26 protein-coding genes and 2 riboswitches are annotated in these 24,208 nt (G+C 57.1%); of the genes, 15 read left to right on the forward strand and 11 right to left on the reverse strand.

Features of this window, described 5'->3' with window-relative positions:
• The first annotated feature begins 29 nt into the window (after nt 1-29).
• Entirely contained in the window at nt 30-1,466 is a 1,437-nt protein-coding gene (gene pyk / locus WDB70_RS07325; RefSeq protein ID WP_406662929.1) for a pyruvate kinase, read from the forward strand.
• Nucleotides 1,467-1,507: 41 nt separating this feature from the next.
• Here pyk and WDB70_RS07330 read toward each other — a convergent pair whose 3' ends face one another.
• The 9 genes from WDB70_RS07330 to hinT form a co-directional block, all read right to left on the reverse strand.
• Nucleotides 1,508-2,104, reverse strand: coding sequence for a hypothetical protein (locus tag WDB70_RS07330; RefSeq protein ID WP_406662931.1), 597 nt, complete (start codon nt 2,102-2,104; stop codon nt 1,508-1,510).
• Between the two features lie 178 nt (nt 2,105-2,282).
• Nucleotides 2,283-3,215 carry a DMT family transporter gene (locus WDB70_RS07335; RefSeq protein WP_406662932.1) on the reverse strand — a complete coding sequence of 311 codons (933 nt, stop codon included), beginning with the start codon at nt 3,213-3,215 and terminating at the stop codon, nt 2,283-2,285.
• Between the two features lie 47 nt (nt 3,216-3,262).
• Nucleotides 3,263-4,075 carry a LytR/AlgR family response regulator transcription factor gene (locus tag WDB70_RS07340; protein WP_406662934.1) on the reverse strand — a complete coding sequence of 271 codons (813 nt, stop codon included), beginning with the start codon at nt 4,073-4,075 and terminating at the stop codon, nt 3,263-3,265.
• Nucleotides 4,072-5,166, reverse strand: a complete 1,095-nt coding sequence (locus WDB70_RS07345) for a sensor histidine kinase (protein WP_406662936.1) — start codon at nt 5,164-5,166, stop codon at nt 4,072-4,074. The genes WDB70_RS07340 and WDB70_RS07345 overlap by 4 nt, the downstream gene beginning before the upstream one ends.
• 68 nt (nt 5,167-5,234) lie before the next feature.
• Nucleotides 5,235-6,002 (reverse strand): choline/ethanolamine kinase family protein, encoded by a 768-nt coding sequence (locus tag WDB70_RS07350; RefSeq protein ID WP_406662938.1) that lies wholly within the window; start codon nt 6,000-6,002, stop codon nt 5,235-5,237.
• Entirely contained in the window at nt 5,971-6,582 is a 612-nt protein-coding gene (gene pnuC / locus WDB70_RS07355; RefSeq protein ID WP_406662940.1) for a nicotinamide riboside transporter PnuC, read from the reverse strand. The genes WDB70_RS07350 and pnuC overlap by 32 nt, the downstream gene beginning before the upstream one ends.
• Nucleotides 6,579-6,824 (reverse strand): YkoF family thiamine/hydroxymethylpyrimidine-binding protein, encoded by a 246-nt coding sequence (locus WDB70_RS07360; RefSeq protein WP_406662942.1) that lies wholly within the window; start codon nt 6,822-6,824, stop codon nt 6,579-6,581. The genes pnuC and WDB70_RS07360 overlap by 4 nt, the downstream gene beginning before the upstream one ends.
• Before the next feature lie 10 nt (nt 6,825-6,834).
• Nucleotides 6,835-8,874, reverse strand: coding sequence for a TonB-dependent receptor (locus WDB70_RS07365; protein ID WP_406662944.1), 2,040 nt, complete (start codon nt 8,872-8,874; stop codon nt 6,835-6,837).
• 40 nt (nt 8,875-8,914) lie between these two features.
• Nucleotides 8,915-9,021: riboswitch (TPP riboswitch) on the reverse strand.
• 60 nt (nt 9,022-9,081) lie between these two features.
• Nucleotides 9,082-9,432, reverse strand: a complete 351-nt coding sequence (hinT, locus tag WDB70_RS07370; protein WP_406662946.1) for a purine nucleoside phosphoramidase — start codon at nt 9,430-9,432, stop codon at nt 9,082-9,084.
• Between the two features lie 68 nt (nt 9,433-9,500).
• On the opposite strand from hinT, the gene WDB70_RS07375 reads away from it, so the two are divergent.
• From WDB70_RS07375 to WDB70_RS07415, 9 genes are all read left to right on the forward strand, one after another.
• The gene (locus WDB70_RS07375) at nt 9,501-11,261 is read left to right on the forward strand and encodes a M61 family metallopeptidase (RefSeq protein ID WP_406662948.1); all 1,761 of its coding nucleotides are present in this window, start codon (nt 9,501-9,503) and stop codon (nt 11,259-11,261) included.
• 60 nt (nt 11,262-11,321) lie between these two features.
• Nucleotides 11,322-12,386 (forward strand): FAD:protein FMN transferase, encoded by a 1,065-nt coding sequence (locus WDB70_RS07380; protein WP_406662950.1) that lies wholly within the window; start codon nt 11,322-11,324, stop codon nt 12,384-12,386.
• Between the two features lie 267 nt (nt 12,387-12,653).
• Nucleotides 12,654-13,244 carry a hypothetical protein gene (locus WDB70_RS07385; RefSeq protein ID WP_406662952.1) on the forward strand — a complete coding sequence of 197 codons (591 nt, stop codon included), beginning with the start codon at nt 12,654-12,656 and terminating at the stop codon, nt 13,242-13,244.
• 865 nt (nt 13,245-14,109) lie between these two features.
• Nucleotides 14,110-14,745 (forward strand): hypothetical protein, encoded by a 636-nt coding sequence (locus WDB70_RS07390; RefSeq protein ID WP_406662954.1) that lies wholly within the window; start codon nt 14,110-14,112, stop codon nt 14,743-14,745.
• Nucleotides 14,746-15,168: 423 nt separating this feature from the next.
• Complete coding sequence (locus tag WDB70_RS07395) at nt 15,169-15,669, forward strand: AAA family ATPase (RefSeq protein WP_406662956.1); 501 nt, start codon at nt 15,169-15,171, stop codon at nt 15,667-15,669.
• 73 nt (nt 15,670-15,742) lie between these two features.
• Entirely contained in the window at nt 15,743-16,795 is a 1,053-nt protein-coding gene (gene rsgA, locus WDB70_RS07400; protein WP_406662958.1) for a ribosome small subunit-dependent GTPase A, read from the forward strand.
• Between the two features lie 147 nt (nt 16,796-16,942).
• Nucleotides 16,943-17,338, forward strand: a complete 396-nt coding sequence (locus WDB70_RS07405; protein ID WP_406662960.1) for a hypothetical protein — start codon at nt 16,943-16,945, stop codon at nt 17,336-17,338.
• Nucleotides 17,339-17,409: 71 nt separating this feature from the next.
• On the forward strand, nt 17,410-17,751 hold the full coding sequence (locus WDB70_RS07410) for a carboxymuconolactone decarboxylase family protein (protein ID WP_406662962.1): 342 nt from the start codon (nt 17,410-17,412) through the stop codon (nt 17,749-17,751).
• Between the two features lie 49 nt (nt 17,752-17,800).
• Nucleotides 17,801-18,226 (forward strand): hypothetical protein, encoded by a 426-nt coding sequence (locus tag WDB70_RS07415; protein ID WP_406662964.1) that lies wholly within the window; start codon nt 17,801-17,803, stop codon nt 18,224-18,226.
• A gap of 533 nt (nt 18,227-18,759) precedes the next feature.
• On the opposite strand, the gene WDB70_RS07420 is transcribed toward WDB70_RS07415, so the two are convergent.
• Nucleotides 18,760-19,284, reverse strand: coding sequence for a MerR family transcriptional regulator (locus WDB70_RS07420; protein WP_406662966.1), 525 nt, complete (start codon nt 19,282-19,284; stop codon nt 18,760-18,762).
• Nucleotides 19,285-19,420: 136 nt separating this feature from the next.
• On the opposite strand from WDB70_RS07420, the gene WDB70_RS07425 reads away from it, so the two are divergent.
• The 4 genes from WDB70_RS07425 to WDB70_RS07440 all read left to right on the forward strand — a co-directional run bounded on the left by WDB70_RS07425 (nt 19,421) and on the right by WDB70_RS07440 (nt 21,049).
• Nucleotides 19,421-19,816, forward strand: coding sequence for a hypothetical protein (locus tag WDB70_RS07425; RefSeq protein WP_406662968.1), 396 nt, complete (start codon nt 19,421-19,423; stop codon nt 19,814-19,816).
• 83 nt (nt 19,817-19,899) lie between these two features.
• Entirely contained in the window at nt 19,900-20,286 is a 387-nt protein-coding gene (locus WDB70_RS07430; protein ID WP_406662970.1) for a hypothetical protein, read from the forward strand.
• 62 nt (nt 20,287-20,348) lie between these two features.
• Nucleotides 20,349-20,711, forward strand: a complete 363-nt coding sequence (locus WDB70_RS07435) for a nuclear transport factor 2 family protein (RefSeq protein WP_406662972.1) — start codon at nt 20,349-20,351, stop codon at nt 20,709-20,711.
• A 65-nt stretch (nt 20,712-20,776) separates the two neighbouring features.
• Nucleotides 20,777-21,049 carry a hypothetical protein gene (locus tag WDB70_RS07440; RefSeq protein ID WP_406662974.1) on the forward strand — a complete coding sequence of 91 codons (273 nt, stop codon included), beginning with the start codon at nt 20,777-20,779 and terminating at the stop codon, nt 21,047-21,049.
• Here WDB70_RS07440 and WDB70_RS07445 read toward each other — a convergent pair.
• The gene (locus WDB70_RS07445) at nt 21,046-21,960 is read right to left on the reverse strand and encodes a D-2-hydroxyacid dehydrogenase (RefSeq protein WP_406662976.1); all 915 of its coding nucleotides are present in this window, start codon (nt 21,958-21,960) and stop codon (nt 21,046-21,048) included. The two genes, WDB70_RS07440 and WDB70_RS07445, sit on opposite strands and share 4 nt — an antisense overlap.
• A 101-nt stretch (nt 21,961-22,061) precedes the next feature.
• Nucleotides 22,062-22,241, forward strand: a riboswitch (cobalamin riboswitch).
• Here WDB70_RS07445 and WDB70_RS07450 point away from each other — a divergent pair.
• Nucleotides 22,234-24,204: a TonB-dependent receptor gene (locus WDB70_RS07450; RefSeq protein ID WP_406662978.1), complete on the forward strand. Its 1,971-nt coding sequence runs from the start codon at nt 22,234-22,236 to the stop codon at nt 24,202-24,204. Its footprint overlaps the riboswitch before it by 8 nt.
• Nucleotides 24,205-24,208 lie beyond the last annotated feature (4 nt).

Genomic DNA, 24,208 nt, shown 5'->3' on the forward strand with positions numbered 1-24,208 from the left:
TGACCGTTAAACCAGCCTGGTAAACGGTCATGCAGAGAAGAACGAAAATTGTCACTACCCTGGGTCCGGCTACGGATAAAGCAGATAACCTGGAACAGGTGATCCGTGCCGGCGCCAACGTGGTTCGCCTTAACTTTTCCCACGGTCATGCCGATGACCATCAGCGCCGCGCCAATGCCGTACGCGACATTGCTGCCCGCCTTGGTAAACACGTTGCCATTCTCGGCGACCTGCAAGGCCCGAAGATCCGCATCTCCACTTTCAAAGATGGCCCGATCACCCTTAGCGCCGGCGACAGCTTTGTGCTGGATGCCGAACTGGGCAAAGGCGAAGGCAGCCAGCAGGCCGTGGGCCTGGATTACAAGGATCTGCCGCAGGATGTTACTCATGGTGACGTACTGCTGCTGGACGATGGCCGCCTGCAACTGAAAGTCACCGGCGTTGATGGCGCCAAAGTGGCAACCGAAGTGCTGATCGGCGGTGTGTTGTCCAACAACAAAGGCATTAACCGCCAGGGCGGCGGTCTGACTGCGCCGGCGTTGACCGACAAAGATAAAGCTGACATCAAAAGTGCCGCGGCCATTGGCGTTGACTACCTGGCAGTGTCCTTTCCACGTAGCGGTGATGACCTGCGCTACGCTCGTGAACTGGCCGTTGCCGCCGGCTCCAATGCGCTGATCTGTGCCAAAATCGAGCGCGCCGAAGCCGTTGCCGACGACGCCACCCTTGATGACATCATCATGGCCTCTGACGCCGTCATGGTGGCACGGGGCGATCTCGGGGTGGAAATCGGTGACGCCGAACTGGTTGGCCAGCAAAAACGCATTATCCAACGGGCACGGGAAATGAATCGGGTGGTGATCACCGCCACGCAGATGATGGAAACCATGATCGAAAGCCCGATGCCCACCCGCGCCGAGGTCATGGACGTGGCCAACGCCGTACTGGACGGCACTGACGCCGTCATGCTGTCAGCAGAAACAGCCGCCGGTAAGTACCCGGTAGAAACCGTGGCGGCCATGTCGCGGGTTTGCCTGGGCGCCGAAAAGCACCCGTCGGTCATCATCGACACCCACCGCATGAACCACAGCTTCAACTCGGTGGAAGAAACCATTGCCCTGTCTACCATGTATGCCGCCAATCATTTGTCAGGCATCAAGGCCATTATTGCCCTGACTGAGTCAGGTGGCACGGCGCTGATGATGTCGCGGATCAGTTCCGCGCTGCCGATCTTCGCGCTGTCGCGCCACGCCAATACCCTGAACCGGCTGGCACTGTACCGTGGCGTATTCCCCATCGCCTTTGACTCCACCCACTACCGTGATGACGCCCTGAAGCGTGAAGCACTGACCCTGCTCAAAGCCAAAGGCCATCTGCAAAGTGGCGATCTGGTGATGATGACCCATGGTGATCGCATGGAAACCATCGGTGGCACCAACACCTGTAAAATATTGCAGGTGGAATAATGGCGTTAAGCCAATAAAAAAGGCGCCTGTTGGCGCCTTTTTTAATACACGTTGATGGTGTAGCGAATGTTTTGGCTGAGATCCTGTTGGCCACTGCTGTACTTGGCCAGTATTTTCAGATCATGCTCACCGGGTTCAAGGGGCTTGATCATCAGCCAGAAACCTTCAAAGGCTGACGGAAAGATCTTCGGCGGCAGACGTTCCCGTGACACCGCTCCCAGCAAATCAAAACAGCGCCGCGAGCGTTGCCGGTAAGCGGCCATATTGCTCACCGCCTGGCCATCAAGTTCCACAGACATCTTGCTGATATTCGGCCAGTTGATCACCACCGCTTTTTTCATGGTGTTGCAGTCATACTGGTTTTCATAGCTAGGCGCCGCCAGCTGACCCAGTACCGGCACAAACAGATAACGCCCCGCCGGGACATTGCAGTAGCGTTCCACCGCCTTACCATTTGGCGCGCTGGCCAAAAACCAGACGTCCCCTTTCTGGCCATAATCACAGCGCAAGCCGGTGAGATCGTTCTGTGGGCTAGCCGGGCCAGGTACCGACTTCTGCCATTGCCACCAGGCCTTGGCGTATTGTGCCTGGCTGGTGCCATCAACGGTCATTAGCGGCGGTAAAACACGTTTATCCATGGCTGCTGCGGCTAACGGCAGCAGTGCAAGCAAGCAGGCAATACCCCTGATCAAGGGCCCTTTGTCCATTGCCATTCTCCCTCAAATGTTGTCGCAGTAACGCTGTCCGTTTCCTGCTTTTTCCCGCTTTTCCAACGGGTTGACATTAAATTAACAAATGAGGGGTAAAAGTAAAGCGCTAGCGTCGCCGCCACAGCAGGCGATTGCCCAGAGCATTGAGCATCGAGCCTAATACCACCAGCACGGCCCCCACATATGACAGCAATGGCAGCTCGGTGGTATCAAAGCCAAACGGCAGCAGCGGGGCCAGCACCGCCACAAAGCCGAAGGTCATCAGCGGGGTAATGGCCAGCAAGGCCGATACCTTGGAGGCTTCCCAATGATTCAGCGCTTCGGCAAAGGCGCCGTAGGCGATCAGGGTATTAAAGCAGGCAAACAGCAGCCAGCCCCCTTCCCAGGCACTCAGATGCAGCACCTGCGCCGGGTGCGCCATGGGTAAAAAAGCCAGGGCTCCGCAGACGTTGATGATCATCATGATTTGCAGCGAATTAAGCTGGGCCAGCAGTTTCTTTTGTGCCAGGGCATAACTGGCCCAGGTAACAGCCGCCGCTACCATCAGGGCGACGCCAAGGCCCAGGCCGGCAAAATCCGAGAAAATTTTCGCCAGCCGTTCATTGAAAAACAGCCCCAGCCCCAGCAGCAGAATCATCACGCCCAGCGCCTGTACCGGGCCAAAGGGCTCGCGATACAGCCAAACGCCGCCCAGTAACAACAACAGCGGCGCCAGCTGGATCACCGTTTGGGCCGTTCGCGGGTCAAGGTGTTCTAAAGCCAGCAGGTAAAAGCCGTAGTTGGTCAACAGCCCCAGTACCGATACCAGCAATAATTTACGGCCCTGACCATTCAACATACTAAGACTTGGCAGCGCACGGCGTTTTACCAGCCACAGTGCCAGCAAGCCGCCCGAGACGAAAAAGCGGTAGAAGGTAATGGTGTAGGGGTCCATGTGTACCAGCACTTCTTTAAGTGCCACCGGCAACAAGCCCCACAACACCACCGTCACCAACGACAAAGACGCGCCCAAACCGGCGCGCCCTGACAGCTTATGCATGCATTTACTCCAAAAGAGGCCAGTGAGCGGCCAGGCGGTTACCGCCGTTACATCAGCAGTTGCTTGACCTTGTCACGATACGACCGCCCTACCCGCAGCTCATCGCCACTTTCCAGGCGCACCAGATAGTCGGCACTGGCCAGGTTGATAAGCTGGGCAATACGGTCACGGTTGACAATGGCACTGCGGTGAATACGCACAAAACGGCGGGGGTCGAGCATTGCTTCCAGCTCTTTCATGGTTTTGCGCATGATGTGAATAACACCCTTGGCATGGATGCACATGTAATCGCCGGCGGCGTCAATCCAGTCAATGTCGGCGGTAGTCACCAGGCTCACTTCCGAGCCGTCACGGATCGCCAGCTGCTCGGCGTAATCACCGGTCACCGCTTCGCCCCGGCTTAAGCGCTGCGCCACTTCGTCAGCACTGACACCGGCCAGCTCCGCCAGCGCTTTGAGCATCCGCGCCTCGCGGCGGGCCTGATCACGCTGTTCCAGCTGGCTGTGAATACGCACCATGCATTGGCTGAGGCGTTCGGCATCCACCGGTTTTAGCAGGTAATCGAGGGCATGCAGTTCGAAGGCTTTGACGGCGTAGTCGTCATAGGCGGTAACAAACACCACCACCGGCAGCTCCAGATCTTCATGGATCAGCCGCTCCAGCAGTTCAATGCCGGTCATGCCGGGCATCTGAATATCCAGAAACAGCAGATCGGGCTTTAAGGCGGCCAGCGACTGCAAGGCCTCTTTGGCGCTGCCAGCTTCCCCTACCAGTTCGATATCCGCGATATCGGCCAGACGGAGTTTCAGCCCTTGGCGGGCCAGCGGTTCATCATCAACGATCAGGGTTCTAATGGTCATTGTTCTGTCTGGTAAGGTATCCGCAAATGTACGCTCAGGCCGGACGGCTGCCGTGACGACAGCGTAAAGGCACAGTCGTCGCCGTACAAGGCGCCTAGGCGCTCGCGGGTATTGGCCAGGCCAACACCGGTACTGTGACTCTTGCCATGGCCCAGGCCCGGGCCGTTATCGGCTATTTCTAATAGCAGATCACTACCAAAACGTTTGCCATAGATCCAGATGGTGCCGCCTTTTTCCTGGCTGGCCACGCCGTACTTCACCGCGTTTTCAATCAGTGGCTGCAAAATCAGCGACGGAACAAGCGCTTGCTTGACGTCGTCATCAATTTCCCAGTGCACCGTCAGGCGGTCAGAAAAACGGATTTGCTCAATGGCCAGGTAACGCTCCATGGCGTGAATTTCCTGGGCCAGTGGCACCCGGCGAATGGGGTCGTTTTCCAGCGAGTAGCGTAAAAAGTCCGATAGCCCTTCTACCATCCGGTTGGCCGTGTCGTTTTCCTTGAGCATTACCAGTGTCGAAATGGCATTGAGGGTATTAAACAAAAAGTGTGGGTTTAGCTGATAACGCAGGGCCTTTAGCTGCGCCTGCTGGGCGGCATTGGTGGCTTTATTAAGGGCTTTTTCGTTCATCAGCTGGAGCATGCGGTAGTACTTGATACCGAAGTACAGACCACTCCAGGCCGCCAAAATCGGCACCGCCGCTACCACATAACCGTAATAGCCAGACCAGGCTTCCGGCGCCTTGTGGGGGTACAACACCATGTAATAGAAAAAGTTGCGGGCCACCTGCCAGATCATCCCCACCACCATGCAGGCGATGATGCTGATCACAAAAATCACCCGCGGCCGGTAGTTCCAGATGTACTGATACAGGTAACGCAGCGGGATCGATAGCAACCAGCCGGTACTGCTCAAAAAGGTGATGTGCACCCAGTAGCGGCTGTCGCCGCCGGCCAGATAGTTGGAGATCCAGAACAGCATGCCGTAGGCCGCCCAGCCCAGGGTATGCAAAAACCAGAACAAACGGTCATGGCTAGCGCCAAACAGCGCCCGGCCAGCGCCGGTACGGGTCTGAGTCAGGTTAAAGCGCATCAGTGGTGCCCCACCGGCAGGAAAATCACGATCATGGTGTTGTCGCAGGCTGAAAAGTCAGGCAAAGGCTAATTGACCCCCTGCCCGTCTACAAGGTCAGTACGCCATGCTTTGCGATAACGCGCCGCAGCCTTGCGATAGCCCGTTGCCTGATGGCAACACCAGCATTCACACAGATGCGCGTAGATGCGCATCATCGCCTGTAGTCGTGCCTCTTGCCGCTGCTCGCCACTGCACTGTTGCCACAGTGCCAGCACGGTCTTGGCGGCCAGAGCATGCTCAACAGCAATAGCCGCCAAGTCGTAATCCGGGTCTGCCAGGCTGGCATACTCCCAGTCCAGCAGCCAAAGGCGCTCGCCCTGCCATAAATAATTGCCCGGGTTTGGGTCCACATGAGCCGGGCGCAGCGCCTCTGGCTGGCTTTCAATCAAACCGTAAGCCGCCCAGGGGCCGTCTTTCGCGCCAAGGGCCAGCGCCCGCTGGCGCAGCGGCAATACCGGTAACGTCAACGGCTGGTTTTGTAACCAGTGAATATGCGACAGCAACCGCCCCAGCCGGGCCGACGAGTCAGCCGGGCCACTGGCGCCGTTAATGAAGCGGCTTAAGGTCCAGCCCTCGCCCTGCCAGAGCAGCGCTGGGCTAACCCCCGCTCTTGCCGCGCAGTGCCAGGCTTGCCGCTCGCCCTGGCGGTCAATGCCCAGTTGCACAGCATCACTGTCACGGCGCAGCACCGCCTGCTCAGCACCGCTTGCTAACAGCCAGTGACGGTTGGTCATGCCACCGGCCAGCGGCGTGACTACGGCATCACGCCACGGCTGGGGCAGTTCGGGCCACACGGCGCCAACTCCAATATCCGGCAATAGCCATCAGTACGTACAGGGCAAACAGTACCGCCGTCATGGCCAGGTGTTTTTGCAGATACAGCCAGATGCTGACGCCATCAATAACCACCCAGTACAGCCAATTTTCCAGAACCTTGCGGGTGACCATCCAGGTGGTGATCACCGCAAAGCAGCTGGTTGCGCCATCCAGATACGGAAAGGCGGCTTGGGTATAACTGGCCATCATGTGGCCCCAGGCCAGTGATGCCACAGCGCCAAAGGCAATCAGCTTGAGGTGCCAGTGCCAGGGGCGGCTGGCTACCGGCAGTGCCTCGTCCTTACTGCCCTGGCGCCAGCTCCACCAGCCGTAAACCGCCATGGCCATGTAATAGCCATTGAGTACCGATTCACTGAGCAGCGCCACATCATAAAACAGCACCACATAAATGAGCGTACTGGCCAGCGCCGCCGGCCAGCACCACTGGCTTTGCCGCATGGCCAGCCACAAGTAGGCAATGGCCAGCAGCACTGCCAGCCCCTCCATCGGTGAGGTGGCCAGCAGCTGCGCCCAGAGGGTGCTGAGAAAGTCGCTCACGGGCGCAGATCCCCGCCCAGAAACTTGCATACAAAGCTGGCTTTGCCCTTGGCGTGTTCGGCCTTCATCGCCGCAGCCAGTACGGCCATCACCTCATCATAAGGGCCAAACACCTGAGTGCTCATGGTGTTGGTGAGCACGGTCAGCGCCGGGTGGCGGTTCAGCTCGTCAATAAAGCCCTGAATAGGCGGAATGTAATCTTCCGCCAGTGGGTACATGGAAATCTCAACAGACAGGTTCATCACAGGCTCCTTAGAAGCGATAACGGGCGCTGACGCCCACCACCCGGCCGTCGCCGAGCTGGAAATACGGGTGGGTGGCGTAGCCGTCGGCCGGGTCATTACCAAAGCCGCCAAAACCACGGGTGGCGTACTTGCGGTTAAAGAGGTTGCGGCCATAGAGGCTCAGCTGCCATTGGCCCCGTTGCCAGGCCAAATTGGCGTGCCAGAGGCTATACGCCCAGGACTGCACATTATGGCTGTCAGAAAAATAGAAGCGGTCTTTACCCTCGTTTTCAACCGTTAGCGTCCAGTCATTGGCCAGTTGCCAGTCAGCCGCCAGATAATACTGCCAGCGCGGCGCCTGAGCCTGATCGCGGCCGTCCAGGCGCTCGCCGTTAGCATTAATAAAATCGTTATAACGGGTGCTTAGCAGGCCCAGGCTGCCGCGCAATACCAGCGCCGGCATGACCTGCCAGTGGCTTTCCAGCTCCACGCCGCGGTTTTTACCCGAGGCGGCATTGGCCAGAAAGTTGATGAACTCCACCGAGCCGTCGCTGCGGTCACGGGTTTCGTAGGTTTTAACCTGCATGTTGTCGCGCCACATCTGAAACAGCGTCAACTGCATCGACAGGCTGTCAGCCAGCCACCACTTGGCGCCGGTTTCCAGGTTCACCGCGGTTTCGGTGTCAAAGGTGCGGTGCGCCGGGTCCACACTGCCTTCGGTATTAAAGCCGCCGGGCTTGTAGCCACGGGTCAGCGCCACGTAGTACAGGGCGTTGTCGAGGCTGTACCCCAGGCTCAGGTTGGCGCCCCACAGCGCTTCACTGTGGCGCAGTTGCTGCGGGTTGGAGTCGTGGTAATCGGCTTGCCAGTGCTCGGCGCGCGCGCCCATGGTCAAACGCCAGCGTGGTGCCAGCGGCACTTGCAGCTGGCCGTAGATGGCGCTGTTATCACTTTTAATGCCGCTGGTAAGGCCGCCATAGGTGTAATTGCGGGTCAGATCTTCGCGTTGCTGGCGGCCATAAAGGCCCAGTACCCATTGCATGCCCTGCCCTTTGGAGACCAAGCGCAGATCCGCTACCTGGGTGTCGCGGTTACGCAGGTACTGGTCAAAGCTCTGGTAATCACCGTAGGGACAGTCACGGCTCTGGCAGTAAGTGGGGTTTGACCAGTCTTCGTCGTAGCTGTATTCACTGCGCGAATGGCTGCTGGTGGTCATCAGTACCAGCCTTGCTGCCTGCCAGCCGTTGTATTGTAGCTTGGCACCGAGGCCATGGCTCTTTTGGGCATCTTTACCGGGGTGGTCAGACAGGGTGTTGCGGCTGTTGTCAAAGCTAAAGCCGTCGTAACCGTTGTTAACGTCCAGCCACAGGCCAGTCATGTCCAGCTGCCAGTTACCCTGCTGGTAACGCACTTTCAGGCGGCCGGTGTTTTCATCGCGGCCGTTGGTGGCGTGGCCCAAATAAAGGTCATGGTTGTCACCGTCGCTTTTGTAGCGCGACGCCGCCACCCGGGCGCTGACGCTGTCACTCAAAGCGCCGCCCAACGCGCCCTGCAAGCGGTAGGCATGATGGTTGGCGTAGCTCACTGCACCGTAGCCTTCGGTGTCGCGGGTCGGGTCCTGGGTTTCAATGTTCACCAGCCCGGCCAGGGCATTAGCCCCAAAGCGGGTGCCCTGGGGGCCACGGAACACTTCAATCTGGCGGATGTCGGTCAGTAGCCCGGCCAACCCCAGCCCGGAAAAGTCAAAGCCATCAACCAACAGCCCCACCGACGGGTTCACCGGGTCAACAAACTGGCTGCGCTCGCCAATGCCGCGAATTTGCAGAAAGCGGCCACGGCTGGCGCCACTGGCAAAATTGACGTTAGGGACCATGTCCAGGGTTTGGTCGAGGGCATCGGCGTGGCGGCTTTGCACCTCATCGGCGCTGAGCACTGTGACGCTGTTGGTCAGCTCGGTAAGCAGTTGGTCACGAAAATCGCCGTTAACGGTGATGTGCTCAATGCCGTCATCGGCATGGGCGGCAAAAGCCGTCAGCAAGGCAGCAGTAACGAGAGTGTGTTTGAACATCTGGATCTCCTGAAATAGAAGATCCGGGCGTGCGGCAGTAATGGCAGATTGGCACCATCCCTACGCCGGTACGAGCCGGATCAGGTTCAAAGGGTCTGCCGGTGCACCGACATCTCAGGCCTTCAAAGGCCCCCCCCTGGTGAAAGTCGCGCCGATTGTAACGAGGGCGTCACACAATGTCAGCCCCCGGCTTGCTTTTTCGCTGGCTCAGCGCGCCAGCATCGGCCCCAGCGGCTTGCCGCCAAGCAAATGCAGGTGAATGTGATACACCTCCTGGCCACCGTACTCCCGGCAGTTCATGATCAACCGGTAGCCGTCGTCATTAATGCCTTCATCTCGGGCTATCTTGCTGGCTACAGTCATCATCCGGCCAAGATAAGGCTCGTGTTCCGGGCGAATGTCGTCAGCGGTAGCGATAACGATGTTCGGCACCACCAGCACATGCGTTGGCGCCTTGGGGTTGATGTCACGAAAAGCGGTGACCATGTCATCCTGATAAACAATCTCAGCCGGGATCTCACGGCGGATAATTTTCGAAAAAAGGGTTTCTTCGCTCACAGCGCTCTCCTTCTGGCAGGCGATATTCCCGTGCTAGACTGCAGCCAAACTGATTGCCACGCAAGCTTATGACTGCCGCCATCCATTACCGTATTTCGCCGGCCGATCTTCAACGCCACTTGTTTGACGTAACCCTCACCATCAGTGAGCCAGACGCCGACGGCCAGCAGCTTTGGCTGCCCGCCTGGATCCCCGGCTCCTACCTGATCCGCGACTTTGCCAAGCACCTGCAATGGCTTAACGCCGAAGACGATGACGCCAACCCCATTGCCATCAGCAAGCTCGGCAAAGCGCGCTGGCAGTTGGCCCCCTGTGACGGCCCGGTAACGGTGCGCTATCAGATCTACGCCTGGGATTTGTCGGTGCGCGGCGCCCACCTGGACGAAACCCACGGCTTTTTTAACGGCACCTCACTATGCCTGGCGGTGGCCGGCCAGGAAGACCAAGCCGTTGCCGTAACCCTTGAAGCCCCCGCGCAGGCGCCGCACTGGCAAGTGGCCACCGGCCTGCCCCGTAACGGCACCGAACCCTGGCAGTTTGGCGACTACTGCGCCGAAAACTACGACGCGCTGATCGACTACCCGGTAGAGATGGGTGATTTTGAGGTAGTCACCTTCACTGCCAAGGGCATTCCCCACCATCTGGTGCTCACCGGCCACCACTACGGTGACAAAAACCGCCTGGCACGGGACTTGGCAGCCATTTGCGAAACCCAGCTGGACTTTTTCGGTGGCCCCGAGCCTTTTGACGAGTACTGGTTTTTGACCATGGTTACCGCCGACAGCTACGGCGGCCTGGAACACCGCAACTCCACCGCGCTGATGATCCCGCGCTTTGGCCTGAACGGCAGCGACTATATGGATTTTATGGCGCTGTGCTCCCATGAGTACTTCCATAACTGGAACGTGAAGCGCATCAAACCGGCGGCCTTTTTGCCCTACCAGCTGGAAAAAGAAAGCCACAGCATTCAGCTCTGGGCCTACGAAGGCATTACCAGCTACTTTGACGACCTGATGCTGCACCGCGCCGGGCTGCTTGATGCCCAGGGCTACTTGGACCGCCTGGCCAAAACCTTTACCCGTGTGCAGCGCGGTTCCGGGCGGTTACTGCAAAGCCTGGCCGACTCCAGCTTTGACGCCTGGACCAAGTTCTACCAGCAAGACGAAAACGCCGCCAACGCCATTGTCAGTTACTACACCAAGGGCGCCATTATGGCGCTATGCCTCGATTTGACCCTGCGGCTGCGCTCAGAACACCGGCTGAGCCTGGACGATGTCATGGGCGAGCTGTGGCAACGCTTTGGCCAACAAGGCATTGGCACCGAAGACCACAGCCACCAGCAGCTTGCCGAAGAACTGCTGGGTGAACCGCTGGACGCCTTCTTTAACCACGCCCTGCATGGCACCGAAGACTTACCGGCCCGCGAACTGCTGGCCGCCATGGGGGTTAGCCTGGCCTTTGCTCCGGCCAGCGACGACGCCGACAACGGCGGCTCGCCGGGCAAGGAACGGCCCGGCCGCCTGACCCTTGGCGCCCGCCTGAGCGAACAAAACGGCGCCCTGCTGGTACAAGCTGTGCCCCATGGCAGCGCCGCCGACAAAGCCGGCCTGGCCGCAGGAGACACCCTTGTTGCCATTGATGGCCTGCGCGCCCGCAGCAGCCAGCTGGCCAAGCTGCTCAGCGCCATTGGTGAACGGCCGGTAGAAGTGCATGCATTTCGCCGCGACGAACTGATGACCTTCACCCTGACGCCACAACAGGCTGCCAGCGACACCGCCGTTTTACAGGTAACGGACGCCACCTTGCTGCACGGCTGGCTGGACGCTTAACCCCTTCCCGGCAGCACCGCTGCCGGGGGCAATATTGGACGACCAAGAGACACTGCCACCATGAACCGCAACCTTGTTGCCAAACGCACTACCCTGCGCCTGCTTGGCGCTGCCGCCCTGGCCCTTGGCCTCAGCCACTGTAGCCAGCAGCCACCGCCGATCAGTAAATTGTCAGGCTACGCCCAGGGCACCACCTACCACCTGAGCTGGTGGGCCGAAAAGCCGGCAGACCGCGCCGCCATTGAACAAGACATCAACAGCACCCTGGCGCAAATCGATAAAGAGCTGTCGACCTACCGCGACGACTCCTATATCTCGCACTTCAATCACAGCCAGTCCACCGACTGGCAAAGCGCCTCCAAAGACTTCATCGCCCTGATTGATATCGCCAAGGATATCGACCACAAAACCGGCGGCTGCTACGACCCCACCATCGGCCCGCTGTTCACCCTCTGGGGTTTTCAGAACAACAAACTGCACGTGCCAAGCGCCGAGCAAATTGCCGCGGTAAAAGCCGACCTGGGCATGGACAAAATTGAAGTGGACCACGCCACAGGCCGCATCCGCAAAACCGTGCCGGGCCTGCAACTGAACTTTTCGTCCATGGGTGAAGGCTACAGTATCGGCAAAATCAGCCAGGTGCTGGAACGCCATGGCGTCAAAAACTACCTGGTGGAATTTGGCGGCGACATGAAAATCAAAGGCCACAAGCCCGGTGGCAAAAAATGGCGCATCGCCATTCAACGGCCCGACGCCAAAAAGGGTGAAGCCGCCGTCTACCAGATCGTCACCATCAACGACGAAAATGGCGTCACCCTGGACACCTCCGGCACCTACCGCCACCACTTCGACGCCAACGGCAAGCGCTACTCGCACATTCTTGACCCTCGCAGCGGCGCGCCGGTAACTCACGATTTGGTATCGGCATCAGTGTTTGGCACCGACCCAAGGGTATCTGACGCCTGGGCCACCGCCATGCTCTGCCTCGGCCCGAAAGAAGGCAAAGCAATTGCTGACCGCGAGCAACTGCCGGTGTTTTTTATTGAAGACGCCAACGGCACCCTGAAAAACAGCGAAAGCAGCACATTGCAGCACACCAAAAAGGTCACGCTACAAATAGACTGACCGAAAAAAGCCCGGCCAAGCCGGGCTTTTTTGTGCTCTAACCTCTTCATCTGTAAGGCTTTGGTGAGCCGCCTCACAAAACACCGCACAGCCCTTGGCCCACCCGCCCACAGCGCGTAAGGTGGTAAAAAACAAGGATGTCAGGGACAGTGCGGCCCGTAACGCAGGGGCGGTAGCGTGGCCAGCTCTGATTCGCTTCGCTATTGGTAATCGTGGCTGCGGTATTCTGTTTGCTTTTCTGCCCGTTAAGCGCAGCGCTAGCGAAACATGGGCAAGGGTTTTGCTGACTTTTGCCCCACAAAAGTCAGGCGCGTGCAGGGGCGCCCTCCTGCAATAAATACTGGATTAGGACCTCCGCCGCTGCGCTTCGGCCTTTTACTTAAATCGTTAGGTTTAAAAATGCGTAAGATCATACTTTTATTTATTTTGTCTCTGCTGTCTGGATGTGTATGGTTTGGAGTAGAAACTATGATCCCTATTGAGAAGGAGGTTCAGAGCCTAAATTCTTGGCAGGTAAATCAGGATTACGAAAAATATGAAGTAGTAGAGGTCGGTGATTCCAAGGTATCAGTCGTCCAAAAAATCGGTAACCCTGTTTCAATTGACAAGACTTCCAAATACGAAATCTGGAATTATCCATCCACTATAGCCGTAAAAGATGGGAAAACGATCTGTTTGGGGTGGTTGCCCATCCCTCTTAGGAAAAAAACTGAGGGCAAAAATCTAATATATTTTGGTGGTAATAATAAGGTTTATAAAATTATTCAATTTACTACCGAAGGTAAGTTTCATGGTGTGTATACCGACGATTCAGGTTCCGGTGTGCTAAACGGTGAAAAATCGAAATGCGGTATTTAACCCAGATACCTAACAAGTGATTGTGGCTCTCAACCGCTTTCTGCCCGTTAAGTGCAGCGCCGCTGTGGCAGGAATGGAGGTTCAGCTGAGGCAGGACGCCGAAGCAGGTGAATACGTGTCGGGACACACGTATGAACCGGTGAACCGGGAATGACGAACACAGCGTCAGCGCGGAACATGGGCAAGGGTTTTGCTGACTTTTGCCCCCAAAAGTCAGGCGCGTGCAGGGGCGCCCCCCCTGCAATAAAAGAATCTTTCACAAGGAAAGCAATAGCCGGTAAGCACCGAGCATTCAGTAAACGGAATATCCAACTGGGTTTTGATGTGCCTGCGGCACAGCTATTTGTTTGCCGGTTCCCGCACCGGCGGGCGTGTTCCTTTCTTGCTTGGCCAAAGAAAGGAACCGAAAGAAGGCCACCCCAGCGTTACGCTCAATCCGTGCTGTAAGCCGCTTGCCGGGCACCGGCTCGTACGCGTGTCCCGACACGTACTTACCTGTTTCGCCATCCCTGGCTCAACGGCCCTATCGCAGCTTCCACCCCGGCGCTGCACTCAAAGGGGCCCCAAGAGCCACACCAGCAGGTGTGGCAGACAATCAGATAGTGGGTTGCGTCGTTCAGGTTTTTGGATGGGAATACAGTATATGCGGCCGAGGTGTGACAATCTGGCAACTTTATTAGGCACTCTTGGCTCATATATTCCGATAGTGAGTGATATTGAATATTTGCGATATCTTAGGAACGCCGATGCGTACATCAAGTATAATAAGTAAATGCATCGGAAGCATAAATGCGCCGCTGATTTAAGCGTTGCGCGAGATAAACAGAACACTTTTTTGTAATACTGAGGCTGTGGAGCCCTGCGTATGGATAAGGCAATTTTTGGTTTGCTTGGCGTTGCTCTGGGAGTGTTCTTAACAGTAGCCAAGGAATGGTGGTTTCAAAGCCGAAAAAATAAGAAAGATGCAGAATACCTATCCATTCAAGTTATCTCGATGCTCGATCGCTTTGTTTCTGGCTGCTCCGCTGTTGTAGACGACGATGGACTTTGCCATGGCCAACCCGATCAAGATGGATATCACCGCATACAAGTGAAAACTCCAAGTTTTGAGCCGGAAGCAGCAAAAGTGGAGTGGAAATCGCTTCCCGCGAACCTAATGTACGAAGTACTCACATTTCCAAATAAAGTAGAAATCGCGAACAACACTATTAGCGCAATATTCGAATACGGAACTACCCCACCAGATTATGTCGAGGGGTTTGAAGAAAGGCAGTATTTGTATGCCGAACTTGGTCTAGAAGCAGCGGAGCTCGCGTCCAAGCTCAGAGCATACTCAGGTCTTCCTATGAGGCAAAAAAATGAATGGAATTCGGTGGCTTTCATAAAAGAAAGAAGGGAGTCCATCGCTAATCAGCGCCAAGAACACGCAAAACAGCATGAGGCAATGTTGCAAAAGCGCAATGAAATCGCATCTCAAGAAACTGAAACGCATAACAAGTAGGTCAACTCGTTCGTGAACCTCACCCGTTTTAACGGGCACGTATCACTAACTCATTAAAAGGAAGTTGATGCCCGCTTACAAGAGCGGAAATTACAGCCTAGAGTTCAAAAAGAAAGCCGTGCTGTAGAGCCATTAACCTCTCCCCCAGCATTGAGCATGGTGGCGCTGGTGCTGCTGATAAGCCCTGCCCTGTTGCTGTTATGGCGCTATAGCGGCCGCAGTAATCCGCTTTGGCAACGCTAAAAATTTTTCTCAAGGACGACTATGACACTCAAACCGCTCACCCAAAAATCTCCTGTTTAACACCCATCAGTACTGACTCGCCAGCCGGTTAACCACCACAGCAAATTACTGCGTTTAGCTGTTCCCGCTGCGCCGCCACGGGCGTAAGCTGGCAGCAAAGCCCCACAAGCAAGGAATACCATGGCCCCCGGCACACTGACGTTTTTCACCGGCAAAATGGGCGCAGGCAAATCCACTCTGGCAGCCCAGATCGCCCGGCAGCAGCAGGCGGTGTTGCTGTCAGAAGATGAGTGGCTAAGTGCGCTCTACCCTGGGCAAATTACCTCTGTTAAAGACTACATAACCTACGCCGAGCGCCTGAAAAGCCAGATGCAGCCGCTGGTGCAAGCCATGCTGGCCGCCGGCACCAGCGTGGTCATGGACTTTCCGGCCAACACCACAGCGCAACGGGCCTGGTTTAAGGCCATTTTCACGGCGGTGGCAGCGCCGCACCGGCTGGTGTTTATTGACGTGTCCGATGCCCTTTGCCTGCAACAGATTGAAAAACGGCGCCTTGCCGAACCGCACCGGGCCGCGACCGACACCCCGGAAATGTTCGCCCGGATCAGCGCTTATTTTCAGCCCCCGGCAGCAGCGGAAGGCTTTAACGTAGAAACACCGGCAACACTCACATCACCATAAAAAATGCGGCACCACTGGCACTTTGCGCTATTTCATTAATAGTGAAGAGTTGTATTACACAGGTGCATAGCAAGTGGAACCCACACTACAGGCACTGGGTCTGGTGCCGTTTTTTAGCCAGCAACTGGCAGATGCCAGCGAGGAACAGTGCCTTGGCCGGGTAACCGCCGTACAGCGCGCAAGCCTTAATGTGGCCTGTGCTGACGGCGAAAAAAGCGCAGCCCTGTCAGCCGCCTTACAACAAGCCCCGGCAGCGCAGCGCCCCACCGTTGGTGACTGGGTGGTACTGGATAACAGCGCCACCCTCGTCAAACGGGTGTTGCAGCGTAAAGGCCTGTTCAAGCGCGTTGGCGCTGGCCAGCACAGTGACCTGCAAGCCATTGCCGCCAATGTCGATATATTGTTTATCGTCACATCCTGCAACGACGAGTTCAAAGCCTCACGCCTGGAGCGTTACCTGGCACTAGCGGCCGAGGCCGGCGCCATGCCGGTGGTGGTGCTCACCAAAGCCGATTTAACCGGCAACGCCGAACATTACGCCGAGCTTGCCCGCGCCTGCCAGCCGGGCCTGGCCGTAGAAACCGTTAACGCCCTTGACCCCAGCAGCCTCAGCGGCCTGCGCGCCTGGCTTGACCGCACTGCCACAGTAGCGCTGGTGGGTTCATCCGGGGTGGGCAAATCAACACTGCTGAACACCCTGGCCGGGCAGCCGTTAACCGCCACCGGCGGTATTCGCGAACAAGACGCCAAAGGCCGCCACACCACCACGCACCGCCAGTTACACCCACTGCCAGGGGGCGGCCTGCTGATAGATGTGCCGGGCATGCGCGAACTGCGGGTGGCCGACGTAGAACAGTCGCTAAGTACCGTGTTTGCCGATATTGAAGAGCTGGCCAGCCACTGCAAATTTACTGACTGCCAGCACCATGGCGAACCCGGCTGTGCGGTACAAAAGGCCATTGCCAACGGCGAACTGGACTACCGCCGCCTGGCCAATTACCAAAAGCTGCACCGTGAAAATGCCCAGGCCAACGCCTCTTTGGCGCAAAAACGGGCGCAGGGCCGCACCTTCGCAAAAATGGTCAAGGCGGTAAAGCGCAACAAAGCCACCTACCAGGATGAATGACCCAGCGCAATACATCGGCACTTTTGCTGGTGAGTTGGCCCAGCGATCCTAGGCTTGTAACAGGCCAGCATTGGCTGACCGGGCGTACTCGTTTGCAGCAGCGAGGCTAACTTTTGCTGCACCTTAACTTACGGAGGAGCCGTAATCATGGACTTGGCAAAATTCATTGACGAAACCATCAGTGGCAAAGACGCCGCTCCCGAACCCCTGAACGCCGAAGAACAGGCTTTTGCGGCAGAGTTCAACAACGCCGACAGCCGCTCGGGTGAACTCGACAAGCTGCGCTTTAAATGCGTGATCCGCAAAAGTGGCCGCTGTGGCTTCGCCAGTGGTGGCTCAATTGATTATGTTGTCAACACCGACCCCGGTGCCAGCTACACCGTAACAGTGCGCACCCACTGGCGCCAGGGCATTAACAGCGGCCAGTATGACCGCGTCTACAACCTGCCAGCCGGCTACCGAAAACAGCTCGGCTGCACCGACTCCGGCGCCATTCCGGTAGCCTATTACAACCGCAGTGTCGTTGGCGAAGAACGCAGTTAACCGCACCCAGGGCGCTGCCAGGCAGCGCCCTCTTTACACTGCCTGCGCCGCTGCCCCACAAGGAGCAACAAATGAAAAACTTTCCGCAGCACTACGAAGAACTCTGCCACTGGATGGAAACCCTGTCGTTAGACATTCCAGAGGCCATGCAAGGCTTTAGCACCCTGCACGAAGCCAGCGTTAAACCCGGCGCCCTCGGGGCCAAAACCAAAGAGCTGATTGCCCTGGGCATAGCCATCACGGTGCGCTGCGACGGCTGTATTTCCTTTCACGTCCATGACGCTCTGGAAGCCGGCGCCAGCAAAGAAGAAATTGCCGAAACCGTCTCGGTCGCTATTTTGATGGGCGGCGGCCCCTCTGTGGTTTACGGCATCGAAGCAATGCAGGCATTAAGCCAGTTTCAGGGTAAGTAACCCCAGCCAACAGCCGGTATAGTGGTACGGCTGCTCTTGAGGACGCCCCATGCAATATCACGGTAGCTGCCACTGTGGCAGCGTCAGCCTGCAAGTAAACATAGACAAACCCTTGCACCAGCTACACCCCCGGGTGTGTGACTGCGATTACTGCACCGCCCACCCGGCACCGCTGTTAAGTGATCCACTAATGCAGGTCAGCATCAGCCAGCCACTGAGCCAACTGCAAAAAGACCATAACGGCGATGGCCTGGCCGGTTTTTACCGTTGCCGCCACTGCCATGACTTGATTGTGATCGCCTGCCATCTGCAAGGCACCTTGCGCGGCGTAGTCAATGCCAGCCTGCTGGCCGATAGCGCCGCTTTTGCCGATGCCATCAGCGTCAGCCCGAAAACCCTCACCGCCCGTGAAAAAACCCAGCGCTGGCAGCAACTGTGGGGCACCGTTGTAGCCAGCGCACCAGGCCATGGCTAACACCCCCTTGCCCCCGACGCTTTAGACTAACCCCTTCATCTGTAAAGGCTTTGGTGAACCGCTTCACAAAATACCGCACAGCCCTTGGCCTACCCGCCCACAGCGCGTAAGGTGCTACAAAACAGGGATGTCAGGGACAGTGCGGCCCGCAACGCAGGGGCGGTAGCGTGGCTAAATCCTCTTTTTTGCACTCTTTAATCCATTTGATGTGCCTGCGGCCCAGCGTGTTATTTGCAGGTTCCCGCACCGGCAGGCGGGTTTTGTCCAGCTCTGATTCACTCGCTATTGGTAATCGTGACTGCGGTCTTCTGTTTGCTTTTCTGCCCGTTAAGTGCAGCGCCAGCGGAACATGGGCGAGGGTTTTGCTGACTTTTGCCCACAAAAGTCAGGCGCGTGCAGGGGCGACCCCTGCGGTTAAAAGCATGTTTGTAAGGCTCAACGTTTTACAGGCCAGACAATAGAACTTCACCTGGCCTGTAAACCTTTTATAAAACCCATTACATCCAGATTTTATTTGATTGAAAACCGGCTTTTTACTTGGCCAAGGAAAGACTGCGAATTTTTCTAATTTCGTCCGCATCAATACCTAATGTTTCGAGAAATCTCTGATGTTCTTCAGGCTCCATCTCTTCAAATTTCTTATGCCAGGCGGCCATTGCACTTTCATCAAAACCAGCCGCTTTCATTATTTCCACCCAACGCTCTTTGGTAACCATATTTTTCTCCAACAATTCAGGGTTTTGCAAAAAAGCCACAATCGCTTTCTGCTGCTTTTTTAATCGCTCCATCTCATTTCCTATCTCATAAAGATGATTCTTAAGAATATGGAATTGAGAAGATGCTTCATTGTGGTCAAGTAAATTCAGAATTTGTGCCACTGGCATGCCGGAAGAACGATAGGAAATGATCATTTCCAACCGTTTTTCTTCTTGGTCGCTATACCAACGATAACCATTAGCTGCACGAGCTTTAGGTAAAAGTAAACCTTCTCGCTCGTAATACAGCACTGTCGCTCGGCTGATGCCATATTTTCTGGCCAACTGGGTTACTGAAAGCATGCTTTATCCTGTTTTGCTTGCCGATGGCTATCTTCAACCCTAAACCTGTAGACAGGTCAACACCCTTTTTATCTGTTAATCAATTTGAAGGCAGCGGCCCACACTGCCATTATCCTTTTGATAATAAAGAGCAAATATGAATCAGACGATACACTTCAACACCACCATGTTTGATGTAACAACGGAAAAAGAGAACCCTATTAACCCTATATATGGCGTGTCGTTATTGGTGTGGCTTAGAAGCGAACTTAAAGGGCAGCTTGAACTCAGCGAACCCGCTGCTGAAGATTGGGGTTGGTATTGTGAATTAACATATGATGGCACGCGCTACTTCCTTGGTGCCAGCGCCTGCTTCGAAGAAGGCGATGACCCAACTCAAGCCTTGGAGTGGGTGTTACAGGTTGACAAAGTGCGAAGCCTGAAAGAAAAAATCTTTGGCAAGAACAAAATCACCCCCTCGGACCGCTGCTTTTTATTTTTCAAACAGTTTTTTGAGCAAAACCCCGCTTTTACTGATGTGCAAAGCGAGTAAGCAAGTAGCATTATGGGAGCACAAAAACACCCAACGCCAAGGCTAACCACTACACTAACCAAAACCCCTAACCCCTTTTCGCCATGATACTGCGCTACTCACTGCTGTGGTTTGCCCTGGCCATTATCGCTATTGCCAATGGCGTGTTGCGGCAACAAACCTATGCCAAAGCCCTACCTGAACTGGCGGCCCACCAGCTTTCGACGGTACTGGGCATATTCTTTACCGGGGTGTTTGTGTATTGGGTGCAGCGCGTCTGGCCCATAGCCTCGTTACATCAGGCCTGGCTCATTGGCAGCATCTGGCTGCTGGCGACGGTGCTGTTTGAGTTTGTATTTGGCCACTATGTGGCTGGCCACACCTGGGGCCGCTTGCTCCATGACTACAACCTTCTGCAAGGGCGGCTGTGGCTGGTGTTTTTGCTCTGGGTGTGGCTACTGCCGGTGCTGCTGTATAAAAGTGGCCATTAGGCCTGTGGCGCACTGTGGCTCTGCGTTATGGTAACCATAAAACCGCTAGCAAGCAGACTGTTATGACACCCAAAACACTTGTTCAACAATGGGTTGATGCCTTTAACCAAGGCGACGCCGAGGCCATAGCCGACTTTTACCACCCTGACGCTGTTAACCACCAGGTTGCCAATGCGCCCGTGGTGGGCAAGGCCGCTATCAAGGCGATGTTTGCCCGCGAGTTCGCCGCCGCCAAGATGGTATGCATTGTTGAAAATATCTTTGCAGACGGCGATTGGGCCATGCTTGAGTGGCAAGATCCGCTGGGCCTGCGCGGCTGCGGTTTTTTCAAGGTAGAAAACGGCCTGATAACCCTGCAACGGGGTTACTGGGACAAACTGAGCTTTTTAAAAGCCCATGGCCTGGCGTTACCTGACACCCCCTGAGCCTGAGCTGGTAAAGCCGCTGGGGGTGCGCTAATGCTTAGAGCACATCCATAGCGGAGCAAGCCATGAAGCCCCTGCCCCTACTGCACAGCCGCCGTATTTTTCTCTGGCTGGCCGTTGCCACGCTGGTGTTGTTACTGGTGCCATTGGTGGCCATGCAATTTACCGTACAGGTGCGCTGGAGCGCCCTGGATTTTGCCGCCATGGCCGTGCTCATCATGGGCTTTGCCAGCGCTTTTGTGATGCTGGCCCGGCGCCAACCGAACCGGCTCTGGCTGGCGGTGGTTATGGTGCTGGCGTTTCTGCTGCTCTGGGCGCTGCTGGCGGTGGGTGTTTAAGCACGGATCGCCTGCACGTTGTCGGCAGTAAGGTTAACGATGTTTTGCCGGGCTTCCTGGCTTATCCAGGCGTTGTGCGGGGTGATAATGAGGTTGATGTCCTCGTGCAGAGCATCCAGCAAGGCATGGCCGGAAACCGGTGGTTCCTCTGGCAACACATCCACCGCCAGGCCACCCAGAGTGCCCTGACGCAGCGCCGCCAGGCAGGCTTGCTCGTCAATAATGCCACCACGGGCGCAGTTCACCACCAGGCAACCGGGTTTGATAAGCGGCAGGGTTTGGGCATTTAACAGGTGCGTGGTGGCGTCGGTCAGCGGGCAGTGAAAGCTCAGCACATCGGCTTCGGGCAGTAAGTCAGTAAAGGCCGGGCGGCTGTCGTTACTGCTCCCCGGGCGGGCGCTGAACCGCACTGTCATGCCAAAGGCTTGTGCCAGGGCGGCCACTGCCGTGCCCAGGGTGCCTGCGCCAACAATCACCAGGGTTTTACCGGCCAGCTCCAGCGTTGGGTGCTGCATCAGGCAAAAACCGCTGCTGTGTTGCCACTGGCGCTGGCGCAGGGCCTGCTCGTAGCGAGGCAGTTGTGCAGCCAGGCTAAGCATCAGCATCAGGGTGTGCTGGGCTACCGAGCGGGTACCGTAATTCACCACGTTTTTTACCGGCAGGTTCAAAGCCCGCGCTGCCGCCATATCGATATTATTGGTGCCGGTGGCCGTAACACAGATGCCTTTGAGGTTGGCCATCACCGCTGCCGGGATCACCACCTTGTTGGTGATCACAATCTCTTGCCCGGCCAGCCGTTCTGGCAGCGCTTCCGGGGCGGTTTGCGGGTATACCGTCAGCTCACACACCGCCTTGAGCGGGGCTAGGTCAACATCACCGAGGGTTTCTGCGTCAAGAAAGACCGCTTTCATGGCTGCTCCTTGCAGGTTTATCTGCTCTACCCTAGCATAATGTTGGCACATTACATTGGCCGTATAGACTTCCAAAATCAATTCCCCTACACTCGCCAGCGAACACTGCCTTTTTCCTGGGTGCCCGCAAGGGATAATCGGGAAGCCGGTGCAAAACCGGCACTGCCCCCGCAACGGTGATAAGGGCGCGGCGTTACAAGGCCACTGTGCACAGGCATGGGAAGGCAACGCTGCGGCTACCCCTTTTAGTCCGGAGACCGGCCCAGGAAGAAAATGGCTGCCTTCGGAGGGCAAGGCACCCGTTCGGCGATTTTGCTGTGGTATTTTTTCTGCCCCCATAAAGTGGACACCTTTATGGGCATTAAACCAACCTTACTGGCGCTGAGCTTAGCGCCACTATTGGCGCAGGCCAGTGACGAGCACCTGCTGGTGCTGGGCCGGGTGCCAGCAATACAGGAACAACTCCCAGCCGCGGCTTTTGTGCTGGACCACGACGCCATTGCGCGCAGCGGCGCCAGCAGTTTGGCAGCACTGCTCAATGGCCGCTTTGGCCTTAGCGTCAGTGATTCTGGCAGCGGCCCGGTGCTGTCGCTGCGCGGCTTTAGCCCGGAGCAATCTGGCAGCAATGTGCTGGTACTGGTTGACGGCCAGCGCCTGAACAGCCAGAGTCTGGCCGGGCCGGATCTGAGCACCCTTGTTCCAGCGCGCATTGAGCGCATCGAAGTGCTCAGCGGCAGCGCCGGCGTACTGTATGGCGACCAGGCCGTAGCGGGGGTGGTGAACATCATTACCCGCAGCGGCAGTGATGTCAGCATCGAAACCGGCTCACAGCAGCGCCGGGGGGTTAGCGCCAGCACCAGCACACACTTAAGCAAGCAGTGGCGGCTCAGCGGCAGCGGCCATTGGTTGCAGGGCGCTCAGGGCCGCGCGCACAGTCACTACAATCAGGCCCGGGGCCAGCTGCAACTGGCCTACCACGACGCCCAACAGCAGCTCAGCCTGGCCGCCAGCGCCGAGCGTGACCACCGCCAGCAGCCAGGGCCGTTATTGGCCAGCACCACCGATGCCAACGCCACGCTGAGCGAATTTGCCGATGATTTTATGGCCCGGCGCGGCTACAGCCTGCGCGCCGCCTACCAGCGCCAGCTCGATGAAAAATGGACGCTATGGCTCGATGCCAGCAGCCTGCAACGGCTACGGAACTACCGCCAGAGCTACCTCAATTACCCGGTCAGTACCGTCTACCACGCCCGTGAAACCCAGCACCGCCTGGCGCCGCGCCTACAGGGGCAATGGGCCAATGTAACAGTGCTGACAGGCATTGACGCCAGCACAGGCCAGTACCAGGACAACTTGCTGGCGGCCAGCAACCGCCGCCAGCTGCTCAGCCCCTATGCCAGCGGCCAGTGGCAAAGCGGCCACTGGCAGTTGCAGGCGGGGCTACGTTACAGCTACCTGCGCGACCGCCTGCAATACGGCGGCACTTACCCGCAGGCGGTAAATATTAACCACCATGCCAGCACCTGGGCGCTTTCCGGGCAATACAAGCGGCATTCCGGGCGGCTTTACTGGCGCGCGGTGAGCAGCGTGCGCTTTGCCAAACTGGACGAACAGGGCTATACCCCGGCCGGGCAGGTGGGCCTCAAACCCCAGCGTGGCTTGTCGCTGGAGCTGGGCTGGCAACAAGGGCGCTGGCAACTGTCGGCTTTTCGCCTGACCCTGGCAGACGAAATTGTCTTTGACCCTAACGCCCCGGCTCCGGCCGGTGGCCTGTTCCCCGGCGCCAACGTCAACAAAGACCGCTCCCGCCGCTATGGCCTACACCTTAGTGGCAGCCAGCCGCTGGGGCCGGTGACCCTGGGGCTGGATTACCAGTACCTGGATGCCCGCTACACCGCTGGCCTTAACAGCGGCAAGCAGGTGCCCTGGGTTTCGCGCCAGCAGGCGCTGTTAAGCGCCGAATGGGCCATCAGCGCGCACTGGCGCTCGCGCCTGGAGTGGCAACTGCAAAGCCAGCGCTATCTAGTCAGTGACAATGCCAACGCCGGCACACCGGCCCCCGGGCGAGGGGTGGTGGCACTGGTGGCGCAATGGCAAAAAGGCCACTGGCAACTGAGCGCCCGGGCCGATAATCTGTTTAACATTACTTACGCTGCTTATGCGCTGTACAGCGCCTGGGGTGAGAACAGCTGGTACCCGGCCACGGGCCGCCAGCTCAACCTGACGCTGCACTATGCATTCTGACGAG

Origin of the sequence: Gallaecimonas aegicerasi (assembly GCF_045291545.1) — a bacterium.
Classification (GTDB): domain Bacteria; phylum Pseudomonadota; class Gammaproteobacteria; order Enterobacterales; family Gallaecimonadaceae; genus Gallaecimonas.